This is a genomic window from Mycobacterium intracellulare ATCC 13950 (genome assembly GCF_000277125.1).
Lineage (GTDB): Bacteria > Actinomycetota > Actinomycetes > Mycobacteriales > Mycobacteriaceae > Mycobacterium > Mycobacterium intracellulare.
Window position 1 is genome coordinate 4,936,003 of the sequence record NC_016946.1, and the last position, 25,592, is coordinate 4,961,594.

A 25,592-nucleotide genomic window follows, 5' to 3' on the forward strand; every position below is an offset into this window, starting at 1 on the left:
GGGGTGGGCCGGGACCCGTCCGCGGCGGGGCTAGGGGACCGGAAAATCGGGCCCCAAATGGCGATGCAGCCAGTCGTCCCAGTGTGGGTGGTCGCCGGATTGCGGCGGGGACGGCGCAGGTGCCTGGGGCGCGTCGGGCGTCGGCGCTTCGGGCGGCGCCGGCGCAGGGGCCGACGGCGGGGGCGGGCCGGTATTCGGGGGCGACGGGGCCTGCGGAGCGACGACGTTCGTGCTGACCTCCGGTGGTTTGTCCGTGCCCGGATCGCGGCCGAAGAGGAGCGCGAGCGCCAACGCGACGAAGCCGGTGACGAAAATGGTCATCACGAGCGCGACGGTGGCCGCCGGCTTTCGGCTGTGCCGCTCGCGTGACCGGGCGGCCCGCGCGTCGGGGTTTGACCCGGCCGCCTCGGTCGAGGAAATCCGCGCGGACGGCATCGTGATCGTCCGCGGCGCGCCCAACCGTGCGTTCGCCGCGGCCAGCGAGGCACCCCGGGCCAGGGCCATCTCGGGTTCCTCGGGCGTGGTCACCGAGAGCGACGTGGCGGCCTCGAGCGTTGGCTTGATCAACGGGATGTCCACGTCCGAGCCGACGAGGAACAGCCCGTCAGGCCGCGCCCTCATTGATTCGGCGCCCGAGACCATCGCCGTCAGCTTCGCCAGCGCGACGTCGTCGCGGCCGGGCAGCGGGTGCCGGTGCACGTCGGTGACGGTCCCGTTGGAGGTGTCGACGACCGCGAGGGTCGCGCTGGTGGGTTCGACGAGCAGCAACGCCGTGCGGGCCCAGTTGGTCGCGCTGCCCATCGCCTGCGCCAGCGCCGCGGCGGCCATCACCGCCGAGACCAGCATCACGTTCTCGATCCTGCGCGCCGCCAACACATCTCGCAGGGCCGCCGCCTCGGCCGGGTCGGTCCAGCTCACTCCGCTCGATTTGAGCTGGTAACCACCCTGGGCCGCGCTGTCGCGGGTGCCGAGAATGGTCGCGACGACGTGATCCGCGGCGGCAGCTGGGGTCGGATCGCCGACGACGTCGAAGCCGTCCTGATCGACGGTCACCCCGCCCGCGGCAGCGCCTTCGACGAGCACCATGCGGACTGTCTCCGGTGCCATCGACACACCGAGTACGACCTCCACCGCTCCTCCAAATCGCCAGACGCTTGGTTGCTGTGCTGCGCCAGCACAGCCGCGCCGGCGCCGCATGGGGGTTCGCGACGCCACCCTAGCTTGCTGAGTTATCGGTGGCCGTGACCGCCGAAGGTGTGCCCCATGCGCCGCTTGGTGGGGGGAGGCTCGGCAAACCGAGGCTATTTGTGGCCGCCGCCACCGCCGCCGTGACCGCCGCCGCCACCGTGACCACCGCCGAACCCGCCCAGGCCGCCGCCGCTGTGGCCGCCGCCGAAGCCACCCAGGCCACCGCCGCTATGCCCGCCGCCGAAGCCAGCGCCGCCTCTAGGCGCCGGCGCAGCGTGGCCACCGCCAAGTCCGCCGCCGGGCGCAGGAGCGTGGCCGCCGCCAAGTCCGCCGCCAGGAGCAGGAGCGTGACCGCCGCCAAGTCCTCCGCCGGGCGCAGGAGCGTGGCCGCCGCCGAGTCCGCCCGGGCCGCCCCCACCAGGCTTCGGTACGCCGCCGCCCGAACCGGGCGTCGGGACATGGCCGCCACCCGAACCACCCGAACCCGGCGTCGGGACATGGCCACCTCCAGAACCGGGCGTCGGCACGTGGCCTCCGCCGGAACCACCCGAACCCGGCGTCGGGACATGGCCGCCACCGGAACCACCCGAGCCGGGCGTCGGCACGTGGCCTCCGCCGGAGCCACCCGACCCGGGCGTCGGGACGTGGCCGCCACCGGAACCACCCGAGCCGGGTGTCGGCACGTGGCCTCCGCCGGAGCCACCCGAACCCGGCGTCGGCACGTGACCGCCACCGGAGTTACCCGGAGCGCCCGGCTTGGGCGGGGTGCCTTCACCGGGAGGCGTTTGATGGGGCGGCGACTGCGGAACGGTGCCGCCCACCTTCGGGGGCGTCGGCGGCTGAGGAATTTGCACCGGCGGTTGCGGCCGCGCCGGTTGAGGGATCGACACACGCGGCGGTGCCTCGAACAGCGGCGGCCTTACCACCGGGTTGGGAACCGGGATGCGCACCGGCACCGGAACGGGAAGGGGCGGAACCACGACGGGAACGGGGACCACCGGCGGCGCCGCCGGTACGGGAGGGGCTTCCGGCGGCGGAGGCGCGGGCAGCGGGGCCGCGACCGGGGGATTCAACGGCTTGGGGGCCGCCACCGGGGCCGGCAGGCTGATCTTCGGCTCCGGCGCGGACGCCTGCACGGGCGCCGGCGCCTGCTCGGTGGGAACGATCAGGTGCTGGTTCGGGGTGGGCTGCAATGCGACGGTGCCCGTCGTGCGGATCCCGATCGCGAGCGCGATCTCGAGCGCCAACACCGCGCTGATGCCGGCCACCGCCAGCCCGCTGCCGATCAGCAGGGCCGGCCGCCGCTGCGGCTGACTCTCTTCGGGAAGGAAGAGCCGTTCGATGACCACGGTCGGCGAGTCGGCGTCCTCATCGGCCACCGCGCTGTAGGCGAGCTCGTCGTCGCCGTCGTCGGGACCGAACGGGACATAGAGGTATTCGGGCAGTGAGTGCTGGTCGACGGCGCCGGTGCCGGGGTCCTGCGCATAGGCCAGCGCCGCGGTCGAGGAGGCGAACAGCGGGGCGTTCGCCGACGCCAGCGCCGCGCCGCGGGCCAGCGCCGTCTCCGGCTCCTCGGCCACGCTCACGTCGAGCGCCGTCGTCGTCTGCAGCGCCGGCTTCAACGGGCCGACATCGACGCCCGAGCCCACCACGAACAGCCCGTCCGGGCGGTATTCGAGCTTCTCCAGCCCGGCGACCATTCCGCTGAGTTGCTCGGCGGCGGCGCCGTAGGACTCGGCACGGATCTGCTGCTTGTACACATCGGGGATGGAGCCGTCGGAGGTCTCCACGACGGCCAGCGTGGCGGTATCGGGCTCCACCAGGAGGACGGCGGTGCGTTCGTAACCCATTGCGCCGCCGACGTTTTGCGCGAGCGCCGCCGCGGCGAGAAACGCCGAGACCAGCATCACGTTGTCGAGCCGGTGAGCGGTCAGCGCGTCGCGCAGGGCGGCAGCTTCGAACTGGTCGGTCCACGTCACCCCGATGGACGACAGCTCGAGGCCGGCATCGGCGGCACCCTCGCGGGTGCCCAAGATTGCCGAGATGACCCGGTCGGACGCGCTCACGGTCGCCGCGTCGTCGGCGCCGGTGACGTCGATCGCGTCCTCTTCTACCGTGGCGCCGTCGGCGTATTCGCCTTGCAGGACAACCATTTGGATCGACGACGGTGCCATCGACACCCCGAGCACGATATCCAAAACAAACCCCTCCAAAGGCATTGCGGTGAACCACGGCCAGGTGGAGGTAAAAACCATGGCTAACTAAGTATCGCGCAGAACGGGTGCGAGCGGGCCCCGCAGAACCTATGTAGACGATATGAAGTTCTGATAGGAGCGCGACGGCGTGGGTCCTCGCTGGCCCTGGTACTTCGAGCCCACTCGCGAACTGCCGTAAGGGTGTTCGGCCGGGCTGGTCAACCGCAAGATGCACAGCTGACCGATCTTCATGCCCGGCCACAGCGTGATCGGCAGGTTCGCGACGTTGGACAGTTCGAGGGTGATGTGACCGCTGAAGCCGGGATCGATGAAGCCGGCGGTCGAATGCGTCAGCAGGCCGAGGCGGCCCAGCGACGACTTGCCCTCCAGCCGTCCCGCGAGGTCCTCGGGCAAGGTGATGAGCTCCAGCGTCGAGCCGAGCACGAACTCGCCGGGATGCAGCACGAACGGCTCCCCCTCGACGGGCTCGACCAGGGTGGTCAGCTCGTCCTGCTGCTTGGCCGGGTCGATGTGGGTGTAGCGGGTGTTGTTGAACACCCGGAACATGCAGTCGAGGCGAACGTCGATGCTGGACGGCTGCACCAGGGCGTCGTCGAAGGGGTCGATGCCCAACCGGCTGGCGCTGATTTCGGCCCTGAGGTCGCGATCGGAGAGCAGCACGCGACGAGCCTATCTGCTGCGCAGCGGGTTCAGCGGAGATAGACCTCGTCGCCGGTCGGATATCCGCCGCCGGTGGTCGTGACGTGCACGTGGTCGTAGTGGCCGAGCCGGCTGGCCTGCGCTCCGCCGGGGGTGTAGTAGACGCCGCGCCAGATCGCGTCCTGGATCCCGAACCGGGTGGCGTTCTGCATCACGTAGGCGACGATGGAGTTTCCCAGCGCGATGCCCTCCGCGCTGCCGGGGTTGGGGATCATGACGTCGAGCGCCAACCCGCGGGGATGCCAGGGCAGCGAATCCGGGCGCACCCCACCGATCTCGTGGATCTGGGGGAACTCCGCGCTGATGCTGCGCTCGACCAAGATCGTGCGGACCTGTAGGCCCTGCTCCGGCGCGACGCCGGCGGGCAGGAAGCGCGATCGCGTGTGGTAGCGCGATGCCGCGGCGGGCTCCCCGTCAACCAGCGCTTTAGCGGGCCGCTTCGACGCGGCTGTCACGATTTGCACGCAACAGGGGGCGGGCTCGCTGATAACGGGTTTGGCCTGGTTGTGCGGTGCAAATGGATGGACGTCGGCGGACACCGCGAAGAACACCGCCGCGGGGGCGAGCACCGCAGCCAGGGCCACTGACGGTTTACGTCGCTTCCTGGCTAATTCGTGTCGACCCACCCGGAGCACATTACGTTGCGATAACGAAATAATAAATCTGAGCGTTATGAGAATAGTTAGATGGGCGTCTTAGATTTCGCGGTTGTGCTCTTAATCGGGAGGTAGGCGGAGGTCAGGCGCCCGCGCGGGTGAGCGCGCCTGCCGTTGGATGCTAGCCTGCTGAGGCGACTGTGCCGATGTAGTTCAATGGCAGAACATCAGCTTCCCAAGCTGAATACGCGGGTTCGATTCCCGTCATCGGCTCCAGGATGACCAGGGCGGACCGTGGAACGGGACGCTGTCGCCGAAGCGGCGGTCCCGTATCGGTCCCGTACCCGACGTCACGGCATCGGCAGCTGCGTCGCGATCGCCTGGCGGAGCATCTTCTCGCCCTCCAGCACCTCGTTGGCGAAACGCCGCAGCGTGTCCAGTCGGTCGAGCAGCGTGACGTACCGGGCGAGGTCGTCCGCCTTCTCGGGAACCATCACCGGCAGCGCGTTGAACGATTCCTGCTTGAACCGGTTCCGGCTCGTCTTGGTGGACCCGCTGGACTTCGCGTCCACCACGGACAGGTACTGCGGCGAGTTCAGCGCGTGGACCACGTACCGCATCACCAGGGTGGGTTCCGACACCTCGTCCCGTACACGGAAGGTCGGGAACTCGACGGACGCATACGCGCCGTCGCACTCCGCCGACACGATCCCGAATGAACCACGGAACGCAAACAGCCGGTTGTAGATCAAGGTGCCGGCAGCGAGCTTGTTCAGCCGGGCACCGCCCTTGATCTCGCGGCCCAGCTTGGACTCGCGGATAAACGATCCACCGCCCCACCACCGGACACCAGCCAGGTCGTACGTCTTGTCGGCCTCAGCGGCGACCGGTTCGCGCACTTCCTCGAACAACTCGCCCAACTTCACGTTCCGGAAGTCGGACACCTCGTCCAGCACCTTGAGTTCGTCGCGGATGCTCTGCAGTTCCGCGTGCAGATTGCCGGCCACGGCCAGCACGGTCTCGTTGACCTCCTCCACCGGGGTGTCGGACACCGTGATGTGCGGCCGCCAGTAGAACTTCGGGTCCAACCGGTCCTCTACCGGGCACGCCCAGACATTGACGCCCTCGATCTCCTTGCCCTGCAGCCACCGCCGATACTGCGCAAGAATCTCGGGCAGCTCATTCCCGGCGATCTCCGCGCCGTTGGGGGCATACCCCGAGTTGCGGCAGACAGCCATGAACGTCTCTTCGTCCTGCTGACCGTCGTCAGGCTGTTCCTTCTTCCGCAGGAACAAGACAGTGGTATCGGAGCGACCGCCGTAGCCCTCGAACGTCTCGGGCGGCAGGCTGATGAGGCCGAGCACCTCGGTGTTCTGCAGCACGTACTCCCGGATGTTGGCGGTGCTGGAGTTGTTGAGGATGCCGTCCATGATGATGATGCCGATGCGACCGCCCGGCTTCACGAGCCGGATGGTGCGCTCCAGGGCGAGCGCGGCGCGTTCGATCGACTTGCGTCCGTTCGACACGGTAAAGCTGCCGAGCACGTCCGTGTCCGTCTCGGCCGACCCAAAGGGCGGGTTGGTGAGGCAGACATCGAATACGTTGTCGCCCACGATGTTCTCGCCAGCGCCATCGTGGACATCCACGAAACCCGACTGCCGGAAGATGTGGCGCCCCGCGTCGCCGTCACCGTGCACCACCATGTTCATGCGGCAAGCCAAGGAAGTCCGCTCGTTCCAGTCGATGCCGAAGATGCAGTCCTCGGCGAGGTGGCGCAGCGCGTCCTCCTTAGCCTTCTTCGACAACTTGGTCGAGTTGATCTGCCCTGCCGCGCGCCCGTGGTGGCTGATGAGAAACCCGCCGGTGCCGCTGAACGGGTCGATCACCTTGTCGCCAGGCCCCGGGTCGACAGCGTCCACGATGAACGTGACGACGTTCCTCGGTGTGAAGTACTGGCCCAAGCCACCGGTGAAGGTGTCGCCCAAGAAATGTTCGAACGCTTCGCCTTTCACATCGAAGCCGGTCTTGGACAGGTCGTACTTCTCGAACTGCTTGACCAACTCCCGCTTGGTCCGCTCGGACAGCTCGATCGTGGCCGAATCGGTGAACAGACCCGAGTACTTCTTGGACTTCTTGGTCTCGTCGAAGATGGTGTCGAGGATTGAGACGCCCGCGCTCGCGAAGATATCGAACTGCTGCAAGCTGAACCGGTTCTTGCCGTCGCGCTCCTCGTAGAGCTTGGTGAACATAACCTTCGAGAGCTCATCGAACGCCTTCGTCGGGTCGTACCCCTCGTTGTTACGGATGACGTTGTGGCTGGCGCGGAGAATGCGCTTGAATTCCTCCACGTTCTCAACCCTGAAGGTTTCTTGTACCGCAGCAGCTTTCAACTGCTCCTGCTGATCCGGCTTCGCCGTCTTGGAAGCCAGCTTGATGGCCTCCTTCATGGCCGGCAGCCCGTCGGGCAGCAGGTCCTTCGACAACACGTTGTACGCCTTGGTGCCGCCGACGCTGCCGTTGTAGACGAGAGCCAGCGGGGCAATCGGGGTCAGCAGCCGCGCGTAGGACACCGCCTGGTCCCTGTCGCCTTCGGTGAGACTCTCCTCCGGCCCCTTCGTCTCCACGACCACCAAGGGCAACGTGCGCGCGTCGTCGGCGAACACCACCGCGTCGGCAAAGATGTCCTTGGTCTTGCGGCCCTGCTTCGCCTTCAGCGTCTGGTTGTACGCAATCCGCTTCGTGTCGTACCCAAGCGCCTTGAGCACCTTCGGCAGGGCGTGGATCTTCACGTCCTCCTCGTTGTTGAGGATCATGCTGTCTCCCGTTCGTTCTGGAATCTGATGGCAGCCTGCCATCGTGCGAACGGGTTGTCAAGCATGCGATCGGGTAGATCGCATGAGTTATTTTGGCTCTGTACGGCAGTGCGATCTCATGCATCGCTACCTTTATCATGGGCGTGTCCTCGTCTGAGATCAGGCGCGTCGTGGTAGTGGTAAGACGTTTCCGGCGGGCTTGGCGATCCCTAGAGCGCCGAGCGCGGCCATGTTGCCGGTGTGGTCGTCGGTATTGATCAGGTGGGCGTAGACCGTCAGCGTCGTCTTGACGTCCCGGTGCCCCATCAACTCGGCAATGTCGATCGGCCGGATGCCCGCCGCGAGACACAAGCTGGCGTAGGTGTGGCGCAGCGAGTGGAATGACTGCTCGGTGTCCACCTTCGCGGTCGGCGTGAGCCTGTTGGCGCGCAACACCGCCGGTCGGTACACGGACTTGTAGAACGTCGCGTGGCGTAGCGGCTGGGTCCAGTCGAGCACCAACCGCTTCTCGGCGTCCTCCACGGTGAGACCGGCCAGGGCGTCGGCCTGCCGTCGCGCGCGGACCTTCGCGGTCGCGTTCGGCGCTGCCTCTTCCACACCCGTAGTGGCCGCTCCTGGTGCGCCGGGTGTCGCCCGCCTTCCCGTAGGCCGGGGCGTCGTCAGCCGCGTACCGGGGAACAGGGGTGCGGTCGGCTCGTCCCGGCGCGGGTGCTCGGCGAGGTAGTCCCGCAGCAACGCGGTCGTCTCGGCGGTCAATGGCACACGGCGGTAGCTCTGCTTGGTCTTGAGCGGGCCGTACTCGATGGCAGAACCCTTCGCGCGCGCGGCCTGCTCAATTCGCAGCACCCCTGGCTTCGCCGGGGCGTTCGGGTTCAGCGGCGGGTCCGGCAGTTCGACGTTCGCGATGGTGAGCCCGCCCAGTTCCGCCGCCCGCAAACCCGCCCACGCCGCGACGTGGACTAGGATGTTGTACGGCCAGGGCGTCGCGTCCACGAGCGCGGAAACCTTTGCGGGCGTGAGGAACATGGCCCGATCCACGACCACGCCGACTTGGCCGCCGTTAGTGCCGGTCTCGGTGGGGAGCTTGATGTGCACGGCGGGGCTCTTCGCCAGCCGGCCATCAACGACGGCCTGCTCCAAGACCATGCGGACGGTCCAGAACGCGTGCCGCACGGTAGACGGCTTCTTGCCCGCGTCGGTGAGCCGGTTGACCCACGCCTGGATGTACTCGCGGGTGATCTTGTTGAGCGGGTAGCTGCCGAACACCGCGTCAATACCGAGCGTCTTGCCGTCGCCGCGCCGGGTTGCGGCCGGGGCGAGCGCGTAGCGGTGGTTCTCGGCGTTGTTGCGGGTGTCGGCCTTGCGCGACTCCAACCAGATCGCCGCCGCGTCCCGAAACAGCATCTTGCCCTTGCCGGGGTCGAAGTCCATGCCCGTCAACGTTTCGGCGTCGGCCTTGGCGGCGAACGCCTTGGCGTCCTTGCGGGTGCGGAACCCGCCCTTGGTGCGCTCGGTGCCGTCGGGCGTGTACCAACGCACCACGTATGTTGTTGTACCGCTGGCGCGTACGCGCTTCTGAACGCTTGCCATGGGTATCAGCCCCTGCGCTCTCTGCGCCGGTACAAACGTGCGTCGCGTAGCTCATCGGCTAGGTAGTAGCCGACGTGGTGGGGGTAGTCGTCGCGCCCCTCGCAGAACTGAACCTTGTGCACCATGTCGCCCGCGTCGTTGCGCGTCTCAGTCACGGTGCCGACCTCCCCCGTGTGCGGGTCGCCGGGCATCACCACGAACACGTGGGTGTTCGGAGGGTAGTAGTCGCTCATGCTGCTGTACCGTTCACGTTGGCGCGGCGCAGGATTCGCGCGACCGTTGCGCCGCACCACCGACCACCCCGCTTGGTCGGGTGCCCCTCTGCGGTCAGCTCACGCGCTATCTCGTTCACCGGTACACCCTGCGTTGCAAGCGCTTTCATCTTGGCCAGGGCGGCTTGCTCGGCAGGCACAGGCACCAGCTGGCCCTTGGCGCTGCGGTACCCATAAGGCAGCGCACCGTGCGCGTAGCCGCCGCGAGCGGCCTTGGCTGCGCGGCCTGCTGCGAGCCGATCCACCGTCATCTCGCGGTCGTACTCGGAAATGGCGCCCATGATCACACGAACCAGCTTGCGCGACGGGTCTTTTGACTCGCCGTTGAGCATCTCGTGCTCGTTCTCGCGCGTCGACAAGACGATGCCGCCGAGGTCGGACAGCTTGCGTAGCAACAACTCCTGCACCATGACATCACGGGCCAGCCGGTCAAGTCGGGCGACGACCACGCCTTGCGCCTGCCCGCCCTTGACCAGGGCTGCTGCCTCGCACCACCCGGCCCGGTCGCGTAGCTCTGACGCGCCACTGATCACGTCGGTCTGCCACGACACAACCTTGTGCCCACCGGCCTTTGCCCAAGCGCGTATCGCCGCGCTCTGCACTTCCGGCCCGTAAGCCTCCTGTTGGTGCGCGGACGACACCCTCACGTACGCGACTACTCGCATACTTGTTCCTCTCGTCAGGCCGCTGACCTGCGGCGTAGCTGAATACGGAGATAAAGCTACGCCAGCACGGCACAAACGCTGGTACAAAGCTGCTAACGCTTGCGCCGTACCCGCACGACCCGCGCGGCCCGGTTCGCTGCGGCCGCGTCGGCGGTCGCGTCCTCCAGGGTCGCTAGCTCGCGGCTCGGCGGCTGCGCACGCTCGGCGAAGGACGGAGGTGCGCCGGTAGCGTTCGCACGCTCTCCGTCGCGCTCGGGCTGCGGTTCGGGGCCGTCCTCCACGACCTCCGCGTCCACGACCTCCATGGGCTCGTCGGCTTTGTCGACCGGGGCGGGTGGTGCCAATCCGCGCATGGCCGCGTGCTCGGCACGCGTAACGTTCGCGAAGTCGATGAGCATCTCTTCCCATGGAGCCTTTACTCCAACTTCGACTTCGGTCTTAGGGGCCATACCCGCGCGGTCCAGCGCGTCGCGAATAGCCTGCAAGGCAACGTTGTCCGCTACGTCGCCGTCGAGCGCGAAAGCGAGTAACCGCTGCACCAACACATCAGCAGCTTGGTCGAGTCTGCGTCGTGCGGCCTCGCGGACTTGGGGCGCAGAGCCGCCGTGGACCCTGCAAACGTTGGCTCCGCGAGCAGCCATGGCCCGGCACGGCTCGCCGTTCCGCTTCCGCGCTGTGCATCGGACAGCAGGAAGCACCCTCGATAGGTCGGCGCGTTTATAGGTCGGCATCATCGTTCTCCCGGTCGTGTTCGGTCCTCTGGCCAAGGCGCCCGACGCGGGTTACGTCTCGGGCGCGTTGGTATTCCACGTCGCGTTGGCTTTTGCGGCTCCCACCAATACGGTGGCGGTAGCCGGTCGTACGTGATCACTGCAATCTCCTGTTCTCTCTGTGTGGCTCGCGGTTCGGCCTCCGCGTCGCCGATTTCGATGTCCGGCTCGCGATGTCCGGCCCTATAGGCTCAGCCGGTGGGCCGGGGTTCACCCCGGCCACGCCACCCGGCGAAGCCCTGTCTGCCCAAGTCCGGCCCAGGTCCGGCGCAATGAGCCGGACATCAAACGCACTGCTAGACACCATTTTCAATGTGCGGCTTGCAAGGGGTGGGCCGGACATCAGCCGGACATCGCGAGCTAACAAGCTCGATGTCCGGCCCAACTCCGGCTCGCGCTCAGTCATTTTCGTCGCCGTCCTGCTGTGAATCGGTCAGCCGAATCTTGCCGCTGGCACACTTCCAAACCTTCGCCTTTACCATCACCGTCTTGTCGCCGCGCCTACGCGGTACTTGGCCATCGGGGTCTTGTACGAGCAGCTGTGCGTTTTCAAGCTCCTGCCAATCAACGCGAAAGCTCTTCTCGTGCACCTGATGGCTTTTCGCGAGCAATTCGATTGCATTGGTCTTGCTAGTGGCAGGGTTGGCTCGCACATACTCAAGAATCAGCCCCTGCCGTCCAGGTGACGTATGCGCCTGGCTGGTGCCGTCCTTCTTCTCAGCGGTCACCGCTGATGCGACGTCCCATGTGATCTCGCCAACGTGGTGGCCGACGCCGTGGTTGAACGGCCCGAGGTTCCAGTCAATTTGCCATTCGGTACCGCCCCATTGACGACTATTGAACCCTGTGCGTAACCAGAACTCGCCTTCAGGCACGTTCGGGGGCTTGCGGTGGTACCGGGTAATCCAGCTATCGGCGTTCTCGGCCTGCCCGGCCATCGAGATGCTGTCTAGATCTAGCGATTTGGCTGTGCCGGTCGAGCGGTAGTGGTCGGTCAACAGTGACGTCGCGCCAGCGCACTCAGTACGGACAAACTTGTGGTATGCGTCGATGATCTGCCCACGCTGATACAGGTCACCCGCCTGCACGTCTCGCGGGTGGAAATTGTAAAAGCTCTCAATCAACACCAGTTCTGGTTGATACGTGTCTAGCAACCGCTTCACATCATCACGGAAGTTGTCACTGTCAATCGGTGCGGCTCCGAACGCCGCCACAAGCGGAAACTGTGGGTCTCGCTGGATATCAGACAACTTCAACCCATACGCGCGGGCCATCCGATGCATGGTGCGCTGCACTGGTTCCCGTCCGCCTTCACCAACGATGTACAACACGACGCTTTGGTGGCGCACCGGGAACTCCTCACTGCGGTAGAGGTTGGTGCCGGTCGCGACGGAGAACGCGATTGCCTGATTGTCGTGCGTCTTGAGTGACTTCTTGGGTCCGGCATTTACACCGAACGTGTCGCGACACAACACCTTCGCAATCAGGAACTCAGTGTCAGGGACGTCAGCGGCCCATTCGCACGGCCCCAATACTCGGAACACCTTGTAGTCGTCGTTGGCCGTCGCCGGCCAAATCGAGTCGGGGTGCCAAATACCGCCCGGCGCCATTGCCTTCAGCGCTGAGCCAATCAACGCAAGCTCCTCAGCAGATTTCGCCCCTGCCAGCTGACCCGCATTAAGCCTCATGCGATCAAACTCGTCCTCTGCGACCTCGCGGGTCCCGCGGCCAGGTGAGTCCCACACCGCCTCAACAAACTCGGTTTTCAGCGCGCCGAGCGCCGTATTGGTACCGAGCAGCCCAGCTGCGCCATACTCCACGAGGTCACGCACGTGGCACAGCGTGGCGTCATGGCGACCGCCTTCCAGGCCGTTCACGTCGCGTATGGCGCGCAACATCAAGTCCCGCACCCCTACATCCATCACGCCGGTCGGCAGCGCTTTCAGCAGTTTTCGTGCAGCACCCACGCTTGCGAGGCCGCGCACCTCCTGCCCGTTGGCGTCACGCATCAACTCCAGCACGAGCTTGTCCGGTAGCTCAGTGCAGTCTTGTGGTCGCGGCGGCTCCCGCGACAGCTCGCCATCAGGCGCGTACCAATGCTCGGGGGTGCCGGTGTCGGGGTTGATGCCTACGTTCACATAACGGTGCCCCGCGTGAACAAGGTCAACACCAGCACCGAGATTGCTGCGCCAGTTCAGCCCCTTCGGTACGCGATATAACCGCTTCTCGCTGCCATCGGTTCTGTTGCGCAACGCCCACGTCTCAGGGAAGCGGCAACCTGCGCGGCCTTCCACTTCGTCAACTACCTCCAACGCCCGGCCCGCTGGGCGCTGCTTCTTGGCGTAGTTGTCGATGTCTACACACAACAGCCCATCCGTGAGATACAAGGCAGCATTGCCGTCGGGGTATTCACGCCGCCAAGTCTCAAGTTGTCCATGCGTTGGCAGTCGTGCATCGTGTCCTGTGAATCCAGTCGGGGGCGGCCACTTCTGCCCGTGAGGTAATGGCAATACGGACTTCCACCCTTGCTCAAGGTATATCTGCACCACATCGGAATAGCCTCCGACATAACTGGGCCGCTTCGACTTTCGACGGACGGGCTGCTCGGGTAAGCTAGGCATCACGGTCCTTCTGCTGCCAAGTTGTTGGTTCGTACCGCCCCGGTGGGTTGCCATCCCCGCCGGGGCAACACTTTTCTAATGGGAGCCTTGGTATTCCGGCGCAACATAATTGCCCGGCTGTCGCCGTGACTCGACCCAATCCAGGGCATCCTGGCGTGACACGTAGTTGCCTACTCCAAGCCGAACGGGAACCAATTCCCTTCGGAGGAAGGCATATTTGATCATTCGCCGCGTGACCGGGTAACCCTGCTCCAGCAGGTATCGGTACACGCCATCCTCATTGAGGTTCGTGACCTTCATTGGGTCAACAGACATGAACTTTCCTCTAAGTTCAGGCCCGCCAGGCAAATGCAAAACGGGCGCACTTCAAAGCCCCGCACCGGTTGATGCGTTCGTTTGAGTGCGCCCGCCTAGGTCACTCGAAAATCGCCGAACCCGAACGGGTCCGGTACCGCTACCCTACGCCATCGGTCGTAGCCGCGTCGGAGCTAACCGCCGAATGTATCTGCACCACTGAGCATTAAGTCCTCCAGGCGCATTTTCGTACGCGGCATCCTCCGCACGATCAGTGTCGCCTCAATCTCTTGTCCCTCATCGACAACCATCGCCGCCATGAGCTTCTGCAGTTCCTTCAACTGTCGCTTCGGCGGGTCTTGGCCGATTCTGCGTGCTTCAAAGGTCTCGGTTCCATCGGTGTCGTTGTAGTGACGGAAGGTCATCATGCCTGTTGCACCACCGCGTCCGCGCTGAGTGCCTCTTGCAGAAAGCGCACCGCGCGGTCGCGGGGCAGCTCGCAATCATCCGCTAGCTCCAGCAGCTCCCCAAGCACCGCTAATGCCCGGCCCTCCCACATCCACATCGTTGCCTCCTTGGCGTCGCGCCCGCAGGACCACCCTGCGGTCATACGCGCCATGTTGACAGGGAGCGCCGAAATGCGCGCGCTTTACAAACATGTGTTGGTTGTCAACAACCGCATCCGCCCAGGTCAGGCCCGCCGTAGTTGCGACGCTTGGCGACTCGCCTCTGCCTTGTTGCAGGTCACGGCGTCGGTGTTGCGGCACTGCCGCTGTCGATCACCGCACCCCGTGGCAGGTCCACGCGGGCGTCTATCACGTGGGTCTTGTAGTTGTTGTCTGCGATCACGCCAGCCCGCTCTTCGCACGCGGTGCAGCAGCGGAACAACAACACGAACTGCCCCCGGTGAACCTGAATGAGCCGCGTCGTCCCGCCGCCGTAGTCGCTGACGTCGCGGCTGACCGGAGCGGTGCAGTTGTCCGCGATGTTCACGGTGCACCGCATCTCGTAGTCAGCGGGGTGCTGCCGAATGCTCGTGTCGTCGGTGTAAGCCTTGTAGTCGTTGATCTCCTGGGCGAGTTGCACCACCGATGTGAACCAGTCAACGCGATCAAGTCGGGTGTGCGGCCGTCCGACGTGGGCCAGTCCCGCCCCCACGGCCCACACCACGACAGCGTCATCCGGCAGCTGTTCCAGATCGGCCAAGTTGTTGGCGTCGTTGAGCCGGATGCGGTTGTCGGCTATGCCGTCTAGCAGCTCTTGCTTCGCTGACTTGGCCCGCTCCCACATCGCAGGACACCAGGCCGGGTCGAACAGCGGAGCGTTGTCGCGGCCATGTGCACCCGCTGTGATTCGCTCGGCGGCCAAGGCGGCTCCGGCAATTGGGTCATCGGGGTTGGGCGGATTGTCCATGCCGTACTTCGCCCTCAGTTCGCCCTGGTTCATGCGCTTCTCCTCATCCGCTGCACGAAGTTGTAGAGGTCCACAGTCGAGTACCAGATGGCCCCGCTGATCTTGTAGCTCGGTAAAGTGCGGTCGTTCGTCGCCTTGGTCACGAGACCCATGCCGACGCTCGACAAACCCATCACGTCTCGATACCAGGCGACCGCACCGGCCTTGCCCTTGATGGTCGGATCATTCGACAGATCCAGTTTCGTAGTTGCAGTGGCAACCGGAGTCGCCACCATAACGCGCGCCATTGATCGTCCTTTCGCGCAACGACATTCGTACTTAACCCGAGCCTATCCGCTACTACCCCGGCGTGTTGCCGGTAGACACACACCCCTCGTTAACGCTCAGCGCCCCAGCGCAATTCAGGCGTAGGGTCTCTCACAATCACATACAACTAGGTAGGCAACCATGACAACAAAATTCCGCATTTGGGGCAGCTCTGGCGGCAAGGGCGGGGTGAGCACCCACGGCGATGTCCTGGTCAATCAGACGGCCGATGGCGTTGATCTCAACGATATCTGGGCCGAGGTTCAAGAGGTTCTTGAGCTCTGGAACAAAGAGCGCAAGAGCGTCACCGACATTCTCAGCTACAAGACGGTCAACGTTGCCGACGCAGTCGCACAGAGCATCTCATCGGACAGCTTCGAGGAGGCCACGGAATTTGGTGTCCCGCGTGCGATCCGACCGCCGAGCGACGTCCTGCGGCTTGGCTACTCGTTCAAGGACTACGACATCGCACTCCGTGCAACGTGGAAGTTCCTGCGCGAAGCCACCGCAGAGCAAATTACGGCGCAAGTTACCCGTGTGTTCGAGGCCGACAACAAGCTCACAACTGGCTCAGTTCTGCGCCGATTGCTCGACCCCGCAACCCAACTCAACGAATGGGGTCATACTTGTTTTGGGCTTTGGAACGGTGACGGCATGGTGCCGCCGCCCTATCTCGGCACGACGTTCGATGGCTCCCACAAACACTACCTCACCACCGGCTCAACAGTTCTCGATGCGCTCGATGTCGAAAACATGATCAAGCACGTGACCGAGCACGGATACGGACTGTTCACTGGCTCGCAGTTGGTGTTGATCGTCAACCCCATCGACTTTGAAGCCTCAAGCATTGCGGCGTGGAAGGCTGGCGTGGACTACGGCGGCGCAACAGTCCCCAAGTACGACTTCATCCCGAGCGCGCTCATGCCCGCGTGGATCTCAAACGAAGAGATCCACGGCCCAATCCCCAACGCCGAGTACAACGGACTACAGGTGTGGGGCTCCTACAACAACGCCCTCATCATCAAGTCCAATTACATGCCGCGGTATTACGCCGCCTTGGTCGCTACCGGCGGGCCGAACAGCGACAGCAACCCGGTCGGCTTCCGCGAACACATCAACCCGGCCTACCAAGGGCTGCGACATATTCCTGGGCGCGGCCCGTACCCGATCCAAGAATCCTTCTTTGCTCGCGGGTTCGGCACCGGCACCCGGCACCGGGGCGCAGCGGTCGTCGTGCAGATCACGACCAACCTCAACTACGCCCCACCGACGATTGAGACGTAACCGTGGCTCGCTACACGAGGTCAGCAGAGCCGTACCGCGACCCGCTACCGCCTCAGCCACCACGCTGCGGGGCACAGAACCCACTTCGTCTCGATTGCGAACAGGCCGGTGACCAAAGCACCGAGTTCTCATGGGGGCCAGGGCCAGTCGCGCCGCACCTCAATCGCCAGCCACCATCCGAAGGCGGCAAGTACATGCCGCGTGCGCCGCGCATCGACCCGCCAGACAGCAGCAACCCGTATGCGGTCGGTCCGCCCCGGCAGCACCGCAGGCCGCGCGACGAGGTCAAGGGCTACCCCGGTGAACAGGTGGCCGGATGAGACGTGGCCAGGGTGGGGGTTACCAGCACCCGGCTACCCCGCCCTGGCCGCCTGCCTCGCCGCCAGTAGCGTGAGCTGCCCGCGCCGCGCGCACACGGATACGGGTGCGGTAGGCCGCCGGGGCGGCATACCCCTAGTCGGTCGCCGGGGCGGGTTGAGGGTTGGGGCACATTCCTCCCAGGTTGGCTGTTCGCGCCCGCCCCGGTTGCACACCAGCGGCGCTAGTTGACTCGCAACACAATCGGTGTCCACGGGTGTTCGCCGACCTCAGCCACGCCTTGACTGTCGACGGCGATACCGCGGAACGACCGGTGACCGAGAGCCCAGCGCCGTTGCCGAATCTCGGCCAACGACCGCCGCCGCCAACGAGCACCGTTCCATCCCGGTGGCGCTTCGCCGCCGGGTTGTCGGACCCAATCCGGCGTCAGGAACACTTCCTCGCCGTAGACCGTCAACTCGGCCACGTGCGCGTCGTATTCAACGCGCTCTGGTTGCATCTTCTCGTCAACCTTCTCCCAGAACCATCTGTAAAACTCGCGTACCGCTGCCGTGTAGCGGCCAATAATCGGCTGTAGGTCAATCGACTTGCCCTGCTGCTCAAGGTAAGTACGTACCTCTGCGTTCAGGCCGTCCCACTTCAATAGCGGCTCAACATGCAGCCGGAACTGGAACTCCGCCATGGGCATCGTCTGGGAGAACTGCCACGCCGGGTTCAGATAAGGAAGGAACTTGTGCTGGGAATAGTTGCGTAGTTCTACGAGCAGCTTCGCCTCGTCTGCTTCGAACACGGCGAGGCGCTTTTTGGTGTACTCGCCGCGCTCGAACTCGGACAGCTGTTTACCAATGCTCGGCCAGATGTCGCGTAGGACTGCTCGCTGACCCGAGATGAGCGACTTCACCGAGCCGAGAAAGTTCGCGAGGAGTCGAGCCAGCTCGATGCCGAAGGGGTCGCCCACGTCGGGGTTGAACGGCTGGCTCTGGCCGATCTCGGGATACCGCCAAATGTGGGCCTGCAATTCCTCCGCGTTCTTGCTGAAGGCGTACGACGTGAGGTTCAAATCCCGCATCATCGCGATGACCTCAAACGCCCGCATCGCCATCAACATCGCCTGGCGCCGCTTGTACTCGGCAATCCACGGGTTGGTGTAGATCGTCTCGGACGTTCCTTCGCCGACGTCCTCAACCGGGGCCTCGCTCACGGAGCCAATTGTGCTGCCGCGCTATGACATCTCTCGGCGTGTCGCCGAACGTGTCGCCCATGTGTTCGATGGTCCCGTAACGGTCCCGTAGACGCAGCCGAACTGTGGGCGTACCGACGCCGTACCGGAGGCGTCCGCTAGCCGTACCGAATTTGCATCTGACCAGTGCAAACACTGGCCCTCTTCAGCCCGCCTACCAGTGACTATCGCTCACCTGTTCGCACAGCGAAAATACTTCCCAAGCTGAATACGCGGGTTCGATTCCCGTCATCGGCTCCACGTTGAACTGCGGCGACGCCGTTCGATCTGTTCGACTAGGCCGTGTCAGTGTCACGGGATGTCACAACCCGATTCAAAGTGTCACCAGCGGCCTTCAGCGCATCGTCCTGGGAATGGGGGTACAGCTTCATCGTGAGCGATGCGTCCTTGTGCCCGATCCACGCGGCGATCACTGCGGCAGGCACCCCGTTCAAGTGCATCAGGGTTGCGCAGGTGTGCCTCGCAGCGTGAAGCTTGATATGGCGCACACCGGCGGCCTTCACGGCGTCGCGCCAGTATCGCGAAAGAACCGCAGGCGAGTATGGTTCGCCGATCTCGTTCGACACCACGTAGGTCCATGCGCCGCCATCGCGACCCAGGACCAGGCGTTCGGCTGCCTGCCGCCCCTTCGCAGCCTTTAGCACCGTCACCAGCCGATCCCGCAGCGGCAGGGTCCGCCGAGACATCGCCGACTTCGGATCGTTCTCCGTAGTCTTGCCGCCGGCATCCTCGATGGTCCACGTTGCACCTACCGAGCTGCCTTCATGCTCCGCACCGCTCAATCAGCGGTGGTGATCTGCGACGATGGCTCGGGGACCTATAGCTACAAGGGACTACGTCGGAAGGACAACGCGAAACTCGAACTGCCGAGCGCCTTTCCCACCGCAACCGGTTTTACGGTGGGTAACACCGACGGCACACGCTACGACGTAAGCCGTGCGGGCCTGGTCATCTCCTCGCCGGGCGGGGATGTTTACACCGAGCAAGCAATTGCGGCTGCACCGTAATGCTCGTCTGTTAGAGCAATCTGACGCGTCTGTCCCGGAAGTCCGCCCAAGCCCAGCGGCGGCTCCAGAATCGACGTTGAGGTTTCGTCACCCCATAGTGCTATTTCGAATAGTGCTATATCGACTAGTGCTATTTCGACCGACCGGTCCCGCCGTGCCAGGAGCCTGACCCTTGCTTGTGTTGAGAGTGGCTGTATGTGCCATCTCCGTCAGGAAGGCTGCTTCGTGTGTGGTCCGGCGATGGTACGCATTGGCCGTCGACGTTGGTGTAGCCGCCGCACGACGGAAGTGGGGCTTGCGGCGACAGCGGAGCTACCAAGACCGGTTGCGCATCGGCTATGGGCGCCGCACCGATAGCGGCTCCGATGAAGATTGCGGTGCCGATGAGTACCGAACGGATCATGGTGCATCAACTCCCTGTGTCCCAAACGATTGGCTGTGGTAGTCCCGACTACCGTCTTGGGGACGTTAGCTTGGTAGCTGTCACTGTGAGGCGGGTTTTCAGACGAAAGTACCAAAAATGCCCCGCAGTAAGTTCGTATCGAAAGTAAGCTCGCCGCTCATGGGCGACGCCGATCCCACCTGCGCCCCTGAGTGTGCGGCCTAAGTCGCGGATAGCTACGCGAAAGCTGGTTCAACCGCTGCCACCGCGATGGTCGGAGCTGCCGGGAATCGAAGACGCATATAACACAGTTGAGCTGCGCAAACATGCTACAGGTCAGCACGGTCCGACATGGCAAAAGATGACCTGTCATGAGCTGCGTGCTGACCGCCGTCAGCACCGAAGCGCACAGAGCATGGCCGTCTGGATCGGCGACACCCATGGCGCAGCCAGGCGAGTCAGCGGGACCTTAAGAACGCTGGTTCAGCGTTCCCGCCCCTCACGGCTGATAGCACATTTCGCAGTTGGTTCGCGATGGCCAGCTCAAACCGTTGCAGTACCAACGAATGAGGTCGCGGAAAGCCGCGGGCAATGAAATCAGTGATGGAGGCGGTGCGGACTGCGAGGACTGGCATGACCCTGGAGCAGCGGCGTGCGGGTCTTGTAACCAATGTCAGCCCCCAGGAATGCGTTAATAAGGCTATGAAGATTCCGAGCGAAGATCCGATAACAGATCCTGCAGACGACATGCTTGGACGGGTCGGCCCCGCTCGCCGACTCGCGCGGCGAATCACGATGTTCGACTTACAGAACGGTCTGGTTGTTGGTGTGCTGGGTCCATGGGGATCCGGAAAGACGACATTCGTTAACTTCGTTCGCGGCGAACTCGCCACTTTGGGAGTTCCTATACTCGACTTCAATCCCTGGATGTTCAGCGGTGCGCAGGCGTTAGTTGATGCGTTCTTTGTCGAGATTTCGTCGCAGTTGAAACTCAAACGCGAACTCAAAGAGGTTGGCGCAGATTTGGAGGCTTATGGCGAGGCGTTAAACGGCCTCGGTTGGATCCCACTGGTGGGGACATGGATTGATCGAGCGCGTATTATCAATAAGGGCGTAGCGAAAGTGATGCAGCGCAGCCGAGGTGGCATATCAAGCCGAAAGGCAAAGATCGCCGGCCGCTTGGCGAACCTTCGGGACCCAATCATCGTGGTGCTGGATGACATTGATCGCTTAACGACTGCAGAAATACGTGATGTATTCAAATTGATCAGATTGACTGCAAGCTTCCCGAATGTCGTCTACATAACAGCATTCGATCGAGCGCGCGTCGAAAAGGCCCTTGAAGAAGAGGGGATTCGTGGTCGAGATTATCTTGAGAAGATCCTACCTCTTGCGATCGATATACCAGTTGTACCGGACACAATCCTCCAGCAGCAGGTCTTTAAGAGCCTCAACGCAGCCATCGAAGGCGTACCGTCAGCGGTTGATTTCGCATCCGACGCGTGGCCTGACATATTCTTCGAGATAATTTGGCCCCTGATTCGAAACATGCGCGATGTACGACGGCTGGAACTGGCAGTGCGGATCACTGCCGGCGAGCTGGAAGGGCAGGTGCAAATAGTTGATGCGATTGCCTTAGAGGCGATCCGCGTATTCTTGCCCGATACCTTCCTACTCCTTGCTTCTAGCGTCAACGCACTTACTACCACTCATGACGCGTTTTACGGAGGCATGACCCCTAATCCCAATATCGCACTCTTTCAAGCCCAAGTGGATAAATTGGTGGATTCTGCCGATGACAAGGCGAAAATCATCAAGGCGATGATCCAGCGGCTATTTCCCGCAGCGAATCGTTATGTAGGCGGATCAATCTACGGCAGTGACTGGCAAGATGATTGGCGAACCTCACGCCGAGTTGCACATAAAGATATTCTAAATTTCTATTTGGAGCGCATAGCAAGTTCGAGCCTCACGGCTTTCAACTACGCTGAGCAAGCGTTCGAGAAGATGACAGACGAACACTCACTAAAGACGCTGCTATACAGTGTGGATCCGCAACTCCGTCAGGATGTTTTGGCTGCACTTGAGTCGTTTGAGCGCAAATTCACTGAAGACCAGGTGACACCAACATCAATCGTGTTACTCAATATGCTGCCCGATATTCCAGAAATAGAACGCGGTATGTTCGACTTAGGCTCAGGATTGCGAGTCAGCCGCATTACACTTCGTCTGCTCAAAGTTCTACCCGATCAGGAATCAGTTGAAAGACACCTTTCGGAGATAATCCCGCGCCTAAATAGCCTAAGCGCCAAGCTGCAGATTATCAGTGACGTTGGATATAGCGAGGGGCGGGGGGCGAAGCTCGCGTCTCGCGAGATGGTCGCCCAACTTGAGCGTCAATGGCGGGCGGACGTTCGGGCGACCGCCGCGGCGGATTTGAGTTCAGAGACGGATCTTCTGCGAGTCATGCTCACCGCCGTGAGGGAAACCACCGCGGAGGAACCGCCTATGGTTGTAGATCCTTCACCCATCGTCACGAGTGCTCTGTTGCGCTCGGCCGTGAGTGATGTTAGAAGTGCGACGCTGGGTCAACGCGCCGTGCGTAAGACGCCGCGCCTTGCGTGGGATGCACTTGTGGAAATCTATGGTTCCGAATCCATGTTAAAAACTCGGCTTGGAGAGTTGCGCGCAACGGAAGAGCTCGAACTCGAGGACCTCTTGGCCCTGGCGGCACGATACGAGAGCGGTTGGCGACCGCCGGAGTTTGGCCAATACGGCAATGCTGATGAGGACGAATCATAAGTCAGCCAACCGACCCCAAGCTGCCATGAAAACGTTCCTGCAACTAATATTTCGGGCCTCTCGAAAACCGTAGCGGAGCTATCGGCGGTCGGTGAAGTGTCATCGTTTTAAAGCATTGACGGTACCTATGCCGAGGTGAGCGGCGGCGGCCATTTGCGTCTTGCCGCCGCATCGCCTGCGTAATTCTCAAATGCGTCTCGCAACCGAACGATGTCGTTGTCGGCGGAGAAAGCACTTGGCGGGGGCCAGCGCACAGTAGCCGTCGTTGGCGGCCATATCTTCACAAGCTTGTCAGAAAATTCCTGAACTTCCGGAGGAACTGCATGTGCCCAAGAGGGAATCGTTGTGCTCAGGACATAGAAGAGCACTTGCCCTGCGGTGAACACATCGGAGCGGCTACCTTCGTTTCCCACAGGGCCACGGGTGAATGCTTTGTGACCTCGAAGCTCGGCGTTTCTCGGTCTCGCGAGGTTTTGCCCAAGCCATACCTGCGTGAAGATAGCTGGGCTTGGATTCGTTTCATCCATTACACGACTTCGATCCGCCTGATTGGATGTGCGGCTAAATGGGCTGGTTGCCTCCATGATCATCACGGTCTTGTCCGCCCACCGACTTAGCATTTTCTGATCGTCAGAATTAAGATCGCGTGCTGCGCCGTCAACCATCGGCGCGAGAATGGGCATCACATTGTTCTCGAGCCGCGACATCCAGCCTCCGTTGCAGTTGTCCTTGCACACGATTGCGAGCTTGCGAGAAACGGTCGTGCCACTGTGAAGCTTCGTCGTTGGTGGCTTCGCGACGGCTCTCGGCGGATCGGTGCCGAGAATGATCTCTCGCTCTGTCTGACTGTGGTTTACGGCCAAGCAGTCAATCCCCGTATGTTTACGCATCCATTGTGGCCAGATGTGCTCTCGACTACCAACGGGCGCGCCGCAGAATATGCACAGCAACCCCTGCCTACGTGCCGCCCTTAGCCGACTGCCCTTAGTCACCTTCTAACAATAAGCCTGGCCTACCGCTGGATCAGGCGTCACAACCGGCGGCACACGCCGCTGCCTGAGAGAACAGCCAGTGACATCGACGCAGCGCCCGTCCTCTTCCTTATGGATCTCAAAACTAAAGTTTTGCAACGCGTGACGGCGGTGGTCGTCAAGGGGAAGAACCCAAATGGGACTATCCGTATTGATCGCTCGAAAGCCTCTACGTCCGGCTGCCCGGCGACAGCAACTACGCGATGCGGTACCTGCTGCCATGCGCGAACAACTCTTTGTGCACTGCCGCTGACACGATCTTTGTCAGCGGTCGCGGATGGCCTAAGCCCCCGAAGCTGCCCGTGCCTGTCACTTCCAGGCCTCTAGCTAGATATGCCAGTTGTTGATCACGCGTAGCCAATTTTGCCCAGAGCTGAGTGACGAGGGTCGCCACTGGGTTCGGATTGGCAACTGGCTGCGGGTCGATTTCAGGCGGATGGTAGGCCGAGTGCCAGAAGTCGGTGTATGTGTCATAGTCCGACGGATCGGGCGAGCCAATCTCGTGCTGAAGGCATTCAGCCGTCCGATACCAGCAGTCAAGGTCGGCAACGCAAACAATGTCGAGCTGCCTGCGGGGGACTTCCTCGCCATTCGCTCCAGCGAGAAGTGCGTTGGTGACCGCTGCGCGTGTCGTGGACGCTGATAGATCGTGGGTGTGCGTTAACACCCCGTAAATCAGTGGGGACACCAATTCGCCGACAATCAAGCCCTGTCGTTCGGCGAATCCGTCGCGTACCAATCGAGCCTCGGCAATCGCGTCTTGAAGGACTTGGGCGTCTAGGGAGGACTTCACGCTAAATGCCGCAACGACGCCAGCGACAAGCACTTCTGAGCGCTCGCGCAGTTCACGCGGATAAGATGGATGAAAGATGACAAGATCTGTTTCGTTGGAATAGGTCTCGCCATCGATATCGCGTTCGAGGAGCAGATACTTTCGCGTCCCAATCTCGTACTGCGGTGGAATCCATCTGAGTAACAAGCGACGAAACAGCGCCTCGTAATGGTGGCCTCGTTGTTGTATGTTCTCGGGCCCTTCGAGCTTGCGACGGACCTGCCAGTATTCGGCGTTGATGTCCTCGGCTAGGGCGCTTAGCCAGGCATGGTGTGCATGCTCCATACTGATGGTTTATACGCCATCGAGGGCGGGCTAAAGCGCTCCTGCGTGGATGTGCCGAGCCGAAGGCCGCTATGAGCACGTCCACCTGGACGTAGGCCGGTACTGGCTTACGATTTATGCACGCCGGGGACGCCCCACAACGTCCGTGAGCTCAAATCAAAGGCGCCGTTGCCGCGCATCCACCCTATGTTGGCCGCCTAGCTGTAGAAGTCTCGGAAAGCGTTCATGATCGGGTTATCTGATCCTCCGCCAATCGGCATCGGAGGAAGCCCGCACTGCTGTCGGTGTCTATTCGCAATTACGACTCCGTAGGCGGTGATCGCCAGTATGTAACCCTGTGCTTGATTCTGGCTGATCGCGACAACCTCGCCCTTCGCGAAGCCGAAGCCGAGACTCCTTGAGCGGTTAACGAACTGTGTGTCGGCGATACCGGCATTGTGTGCCCATACGTGCCGCACCATCTGAGCCATTTTGAACTCATCTTCGATAATGTCTGGTAGCGGTACCTCGTCCTTGAGACCGACAAACTTGAGGACCTCTTCATAGCGCCAGATGCCCGCTTTCCTACCCGCAGCCTCATTCATTGCGCGATATACCCTGTCGAACTTCTCTTCCTCAGGTGCCAGCAGATCGCGCACATGGACTTTCAACTGGAGAATCCTCTCGTCATCAAGAAGTTCGCTATTCAGCTTCATGACGCCCTTGGCGAAATCCTCGACGTAAGCTTCGAACGCCCCGAATGACGCAATGATCGAGAGTCCCCACATTTGCGACTTCTGATAGTTCGCGTCGATGAGCGCAGCATCTCTCGCAGGAATCATCGCCTTGAGGACCGCGGACATCGCTCCGGTAAGAAGCCCTCCGATGCCCCCAGCCATCACAACGCCAAGAAGATTGTAGATGTACCGCTTAAATGCGGTCATTGCCTCTCCGGGCGGGCTGGCTTCCCATTCGTCGTCTGTCACAGA

Annotated in this window: 24 protein-coding genes, 1 tRNA gene and 1 pseudogene; 5 read left to right on the plus strand and 21 right to left on the minus strand. The window is 62.8% G+C overall.

Going from position 1 to position 25,592, the window contains the following annotated elements:
- Nucleotides 1-30: 30 nt before the first annotated feature.
- The 4 genes from OCU_RS47845 to OCU_RS47860 all read right to left on the minus strand — a co-directional run bounded on the left by OCU_RS47845 (nt 31) and on the right by OCU_RS47860 (nt 4,729).
- Nucleotides 31-1,131 (minus strand): DUF7159 family protein, encoded by a 1,101-nt coding sequence (locus tag OCU_RS47845; RefSeq protein ID WP_014381315.1) that lies wholly within the window; start codon nt 1,129-1,131, stop codon nt 31-33.
- A 170-nt stretch (nt 1,132-1,301) separates the two neighbouring features.
- Nucleotides 1,302-3,443 carry a DUF7159 family protein gene (locus tag OCU_RS47850; protein WP_014381316.1) on the minus strand — a complete coding sequence of 714 codons (2,142 nt, stop codon included), beginning with the start codon at nt 3,441-3,443 and terminating at the stop codon, nt 1,302-1,304.
- 48 nt (nt 3,444-3,491) lie between these two features.
- Nucleotides 3,492-4,064: a dCTP deaminase gene (gene dcd / locus OCU_RS47855; protein WP_008261591.1), complete on the minus strand. Its 573-nt coding sequence runs from the start codon at nt 4,062-4,064 to the stop codon at nt 3,492-3,494.
- A 29-nt stretch (nt 4,065-4,093) separates the two neighbouring features.
- A complete protein-coding gene (locus OCU_RS47860) occupies nt 4,094-4,729 on the minus strand; it encodes a hypothetical protein (RefSeq protein WP_193375127.1) in 636 nt (211 codons plus the stop codon).
- A 172-nt stretch (nt 4,730-4,901) separates the two neighbouring features.
- On the opposite strand from OCU_RS47860, the gene OCU_RS47865 reads away from it, so the two are divergent.
- Nucleotides 4,902-4,975, plus strand: a tRNA-Gly gene (locus OCU_RS47865).
- A gap of 74 nt (nt 4,976-5,049) precedes the next feature.
- Here the strand turns inward: OCU_RS47865 and OCU_RS47870 are convergent.
- From OCU_RS47870 to OCU_RS47915, 11 genes and pseudogenes are all read right to left on the minus strand, one after another.
- Nucleotides 5,050-7,512, minus strand: coding sequence for an N-6 DNA methylase (locus tag OCU_RS47870; RefSeq protein ID WP_014381318.1), 2,463 nt, complete (start codon nt 7,510-7,512; stop codon nt 5,050-5,052).
- A gap of 159 nt (nt 7,513-7,671) precedes the next feature.
- A complete protein-coding gene (locus OCU_RS51450; RefSeq protein WP_036459765.1) occupies nt 7,672-9,102 on the minus strand; it encodes a tyrosine-type recombinase/integrase in 1,431 nt (476 codons plus the stop codon).
- A 5-nt stretch (nt 9,103-9,107) separates the two neighbouring features.
- Nucleotides 9,108-9,335 (minus strand): hypothetical protein, encoded by a 228-nt coding sequence (locus OCU_RS47880; RefSeq protein ID WP_014381320.1) that lies wholly within the window; start codon nt 9,333-9,335, stop codon nt 9,108-9,110.
- Entirely contained in the window at nt 9,332-10,039 is a 708-nt protein-coding gene (locus OCU_RS47885) for a recombinase family protein (RefSeq protein ID WP_036459770.1), read from the minus strand. Before OCU_RS47885 ends, OCU_RS47880 begins: the two co-directional genes overlap by 4 nt.
- Nucleotides 10,040-10,131: 92 nt before the next feature.
- A complete protein-coding gene (locus tag OCU_RS47890; protein WP_014381322.1) occupies nt 10,132-10,584 on the minus strand; it encodes a hypothetical protein in 453 nt (150 codons plus the stop codon).
- 90 nt (nt 10,585-10,674) lie between these two features.
- Nucleotides 10,675-10,773: pseudogene (locus OCU_RS51930) on the minus strand (hypothetical protein); the annotation flags it as partial.
- A gap of 434 nt (nt 10,774-11,207) precedes the next feature.
- The gene (locus OCU_RS47895; RefSeq protein WP_014381323.1) at nt 11,208-13,484 is read right to left on the minus strand and encodes a bifunctional DNA primase/polymerase; all 2,277 of its coding nucleotides are present in this window, start codon (nt 13,482-13,484) and stop codon (nt 11,208-11,210) included.
- Between the two features lie 434 nt (nt 13,485-13,918).
- On the minus strand, nt 13,919-14,152 hold the full coding sequence (locus OCU_RS47900) for a hypothetical protein (RefSeq protein WP_014381325.1): 234 nt from the start codon (nt 14,150-14,152) through the stop codon (nt 13,919-13,921).
- Entirely contained in the window at nt 14,149-14,334 is a 186-nt protein-coding gene (locus OCU_RS47905) for a hypothetical protein (RefSeq protein WP_148278284.1), read from the minus strand. The genes OCU_RS47900 and OCU_RS47905 overlap by 4 nt, the downstream gene beginning before the upstream one ends.
- 134 nt (nt 14,335-14,468) lie before the next feature.
- Nucleotides 14,469-15,170: a hypothetical protein gene (locus tag OCU_RS47910; RefSeq protein ID WP_014381327.1), complete on the minus strand. Its 702-nt coding sequence runs from the start codon at nt 15,168-15,170 to the stop codon at nt 14,469-14,471.
- On the minus strand, nt 15,167-15,424 hold the full coding sequence (locus OCU_RS47915; protein ID WP_036459781.1) for a hypothetical protein: 258 nt from the start codon (nt 15,422-15,424) through the stop codon (nt 15,167-15,169). Before OCU_RS47915 ends, OCU_RS47910 begins: the two co-directional genes overlap by 4 nt.
- Before the next feature lie 160 nt (nt 15,425-15,584).
- On the opposite strand from OCU_RS47915, the gene OCU_RS47920 reads away from it, so the two are divergent.
- Both OCU_RS47920 and OCU_RS51795 read left to right on the plus strand, forming a co-directional pair.
- A complete protein-coding gene (locus OCU_RS47920) occupies nt 15,585-16,727 on the plus strand; it encodes a hypothetical protein (protein WP_014381329.1) in 1,143 nt (380 codons plus the stop codon).
- A 194-nt stretch (nt 16,728-16,921) separates the two neighbouring features.
- Nucleotides 16,922-17,047: a hypothetical protein gene (locus OCU_RS51795; protein ID WP_014381330.1), complete on the plus strand. Its 126-nt coding sequence runs from the start codon at nt 16,922-16,924 to the stop codon at nt 17,045-17,047.
- Between the two features lie 221 nt (nt 17,048-17,268).
- Here the strand turns inward: OCU_RS51795 and OCU_RS47925 are convergent, their stop codons facing one another.
- Nucleotides 17,269-18,246 carry a hypothetical protein gene (locus tag OCU_RS47925; protein WP_014381331.1) on the minus strand — a complete coding sequence of 326 codons (978 nt, stop codon included), beginning with the start codon at nt 18,244-18,246 and terminating at the stop codon, nt 17,269-17,271.
- A 314-nt stretch (nt 18,247-18,560) separates the two neighbouring features.
- Nucleotides 18,561-19,067: a tyrosine-type recombinase/integrase gene (locus tag OCU_RS47930; RefSeq protein WP_020823716.1), complete on the minus strand. Its 507-nt coding sequence runs from the start codon at nt 19,065-19,067 to the stop codon at nt 18,561-18,563.
- Between OCU_RS47930 and OCU_RS51205 the strand changes: the two genes are divergently transcribed.
- The gene (locus OCU_RS51205) at nt 19,050-19,292 is read left to right on the plus strand and encodes a hypothetical protein (protein WP_020823717.1); all 243 of its coding nucleotides are present in this window, start codon (nt 19,050-19,052) and stop codon (nt 19,290-19,292) included. The two genes, OCU_RS47930 and OCU_RS51205, sit on opposite strands and share 18 nt — an antisense overlap.
- Before the next feature lie 130 nt (nt 19,293-19,422).
- On the opposite strand, the gene OCU_RS51935 is transcribed toward OCU_RS51205, so the two are convergent.
- Nucleotides 19,423-19,695 (minus strand): DUF3761 domain-containing protein, encoded by a 273-nt coding sequence (locus tag OCU_RS51935; protein ID WP_080587951.1) that lies wholly within the window; start codon nt 19,693-19,695, stop codon nt 19,423-19,425.
- A 612-nt stretch (nt 19,696-20,307) separates the two neighbouring features.
- On the opposite strand from OCU_RS51935, the gene OCU_RS47935 reads away from it, so the two are divergent.
- The gene (locus OCU_RS47935; protein WP_158520013.1) at nt 20,308-22,476 is read left to right on the plus strand and encodes a KAP family P-loop NTPase fold protein; all 2,169 of its coding nucleotides are present in this window, start codon (nt 20,308-20,310) and stop codon (nt 22,474-22,476) included.
- Between the two features lie 125 nt (nt 22,477-22,601).
- On the opposite strand, the gene OCU_RS51210 is transcribed toward OCU_RS47935, so the two are convergent.
- The 3 genes from OCU_RS51210 to OCU_RS47940 all read right to left on the minus strand — a co-directional run bounded on the left by OCU_RS51210 (nt 22,602) and on the right by OCU_RS47940 (nt 25,589).
- The gene (locus OCU_RS51210) at nt 22,602-23,183 is read right to left on the minus strand and encodes a hypothetical protein (RefSeq protein ID WP_148278285.1); all 582 of its coding nucleotides are present in this window, start codon (nt 23,181-23,183) and stop codon (nt 22,602-22,604) included.
- Between the two features lie 520 nt (nt 23,184-23,703).
- The gene (locus OCU_RS51215) at nt 23,704-24,624 is read right to left on the minus strand and encodes a DUF6602 domain-containing protein (RefSeq protein WP_014381335.1); all 921 of its coding nucleotides are present in this window, start codon (nt 24,622-24,624) and stop codon (nt 23,704-23,706) included.
- A gap of 197 nt (nt 24,625-24,821) precedes the next feature.
- Complete coding sequence (locus tag OCU_RS47940; RefSeq protein ID WP_014381336.1) at nt 24,822-25,589, minus strand: hypothetical protein; 768 nt, start codon at nt 25,587-25,589, stop codon at nt 24,822-24,824.
- Between the last annotated feature and the right edge of the window lie 3 nt (nt 25,590-25,592).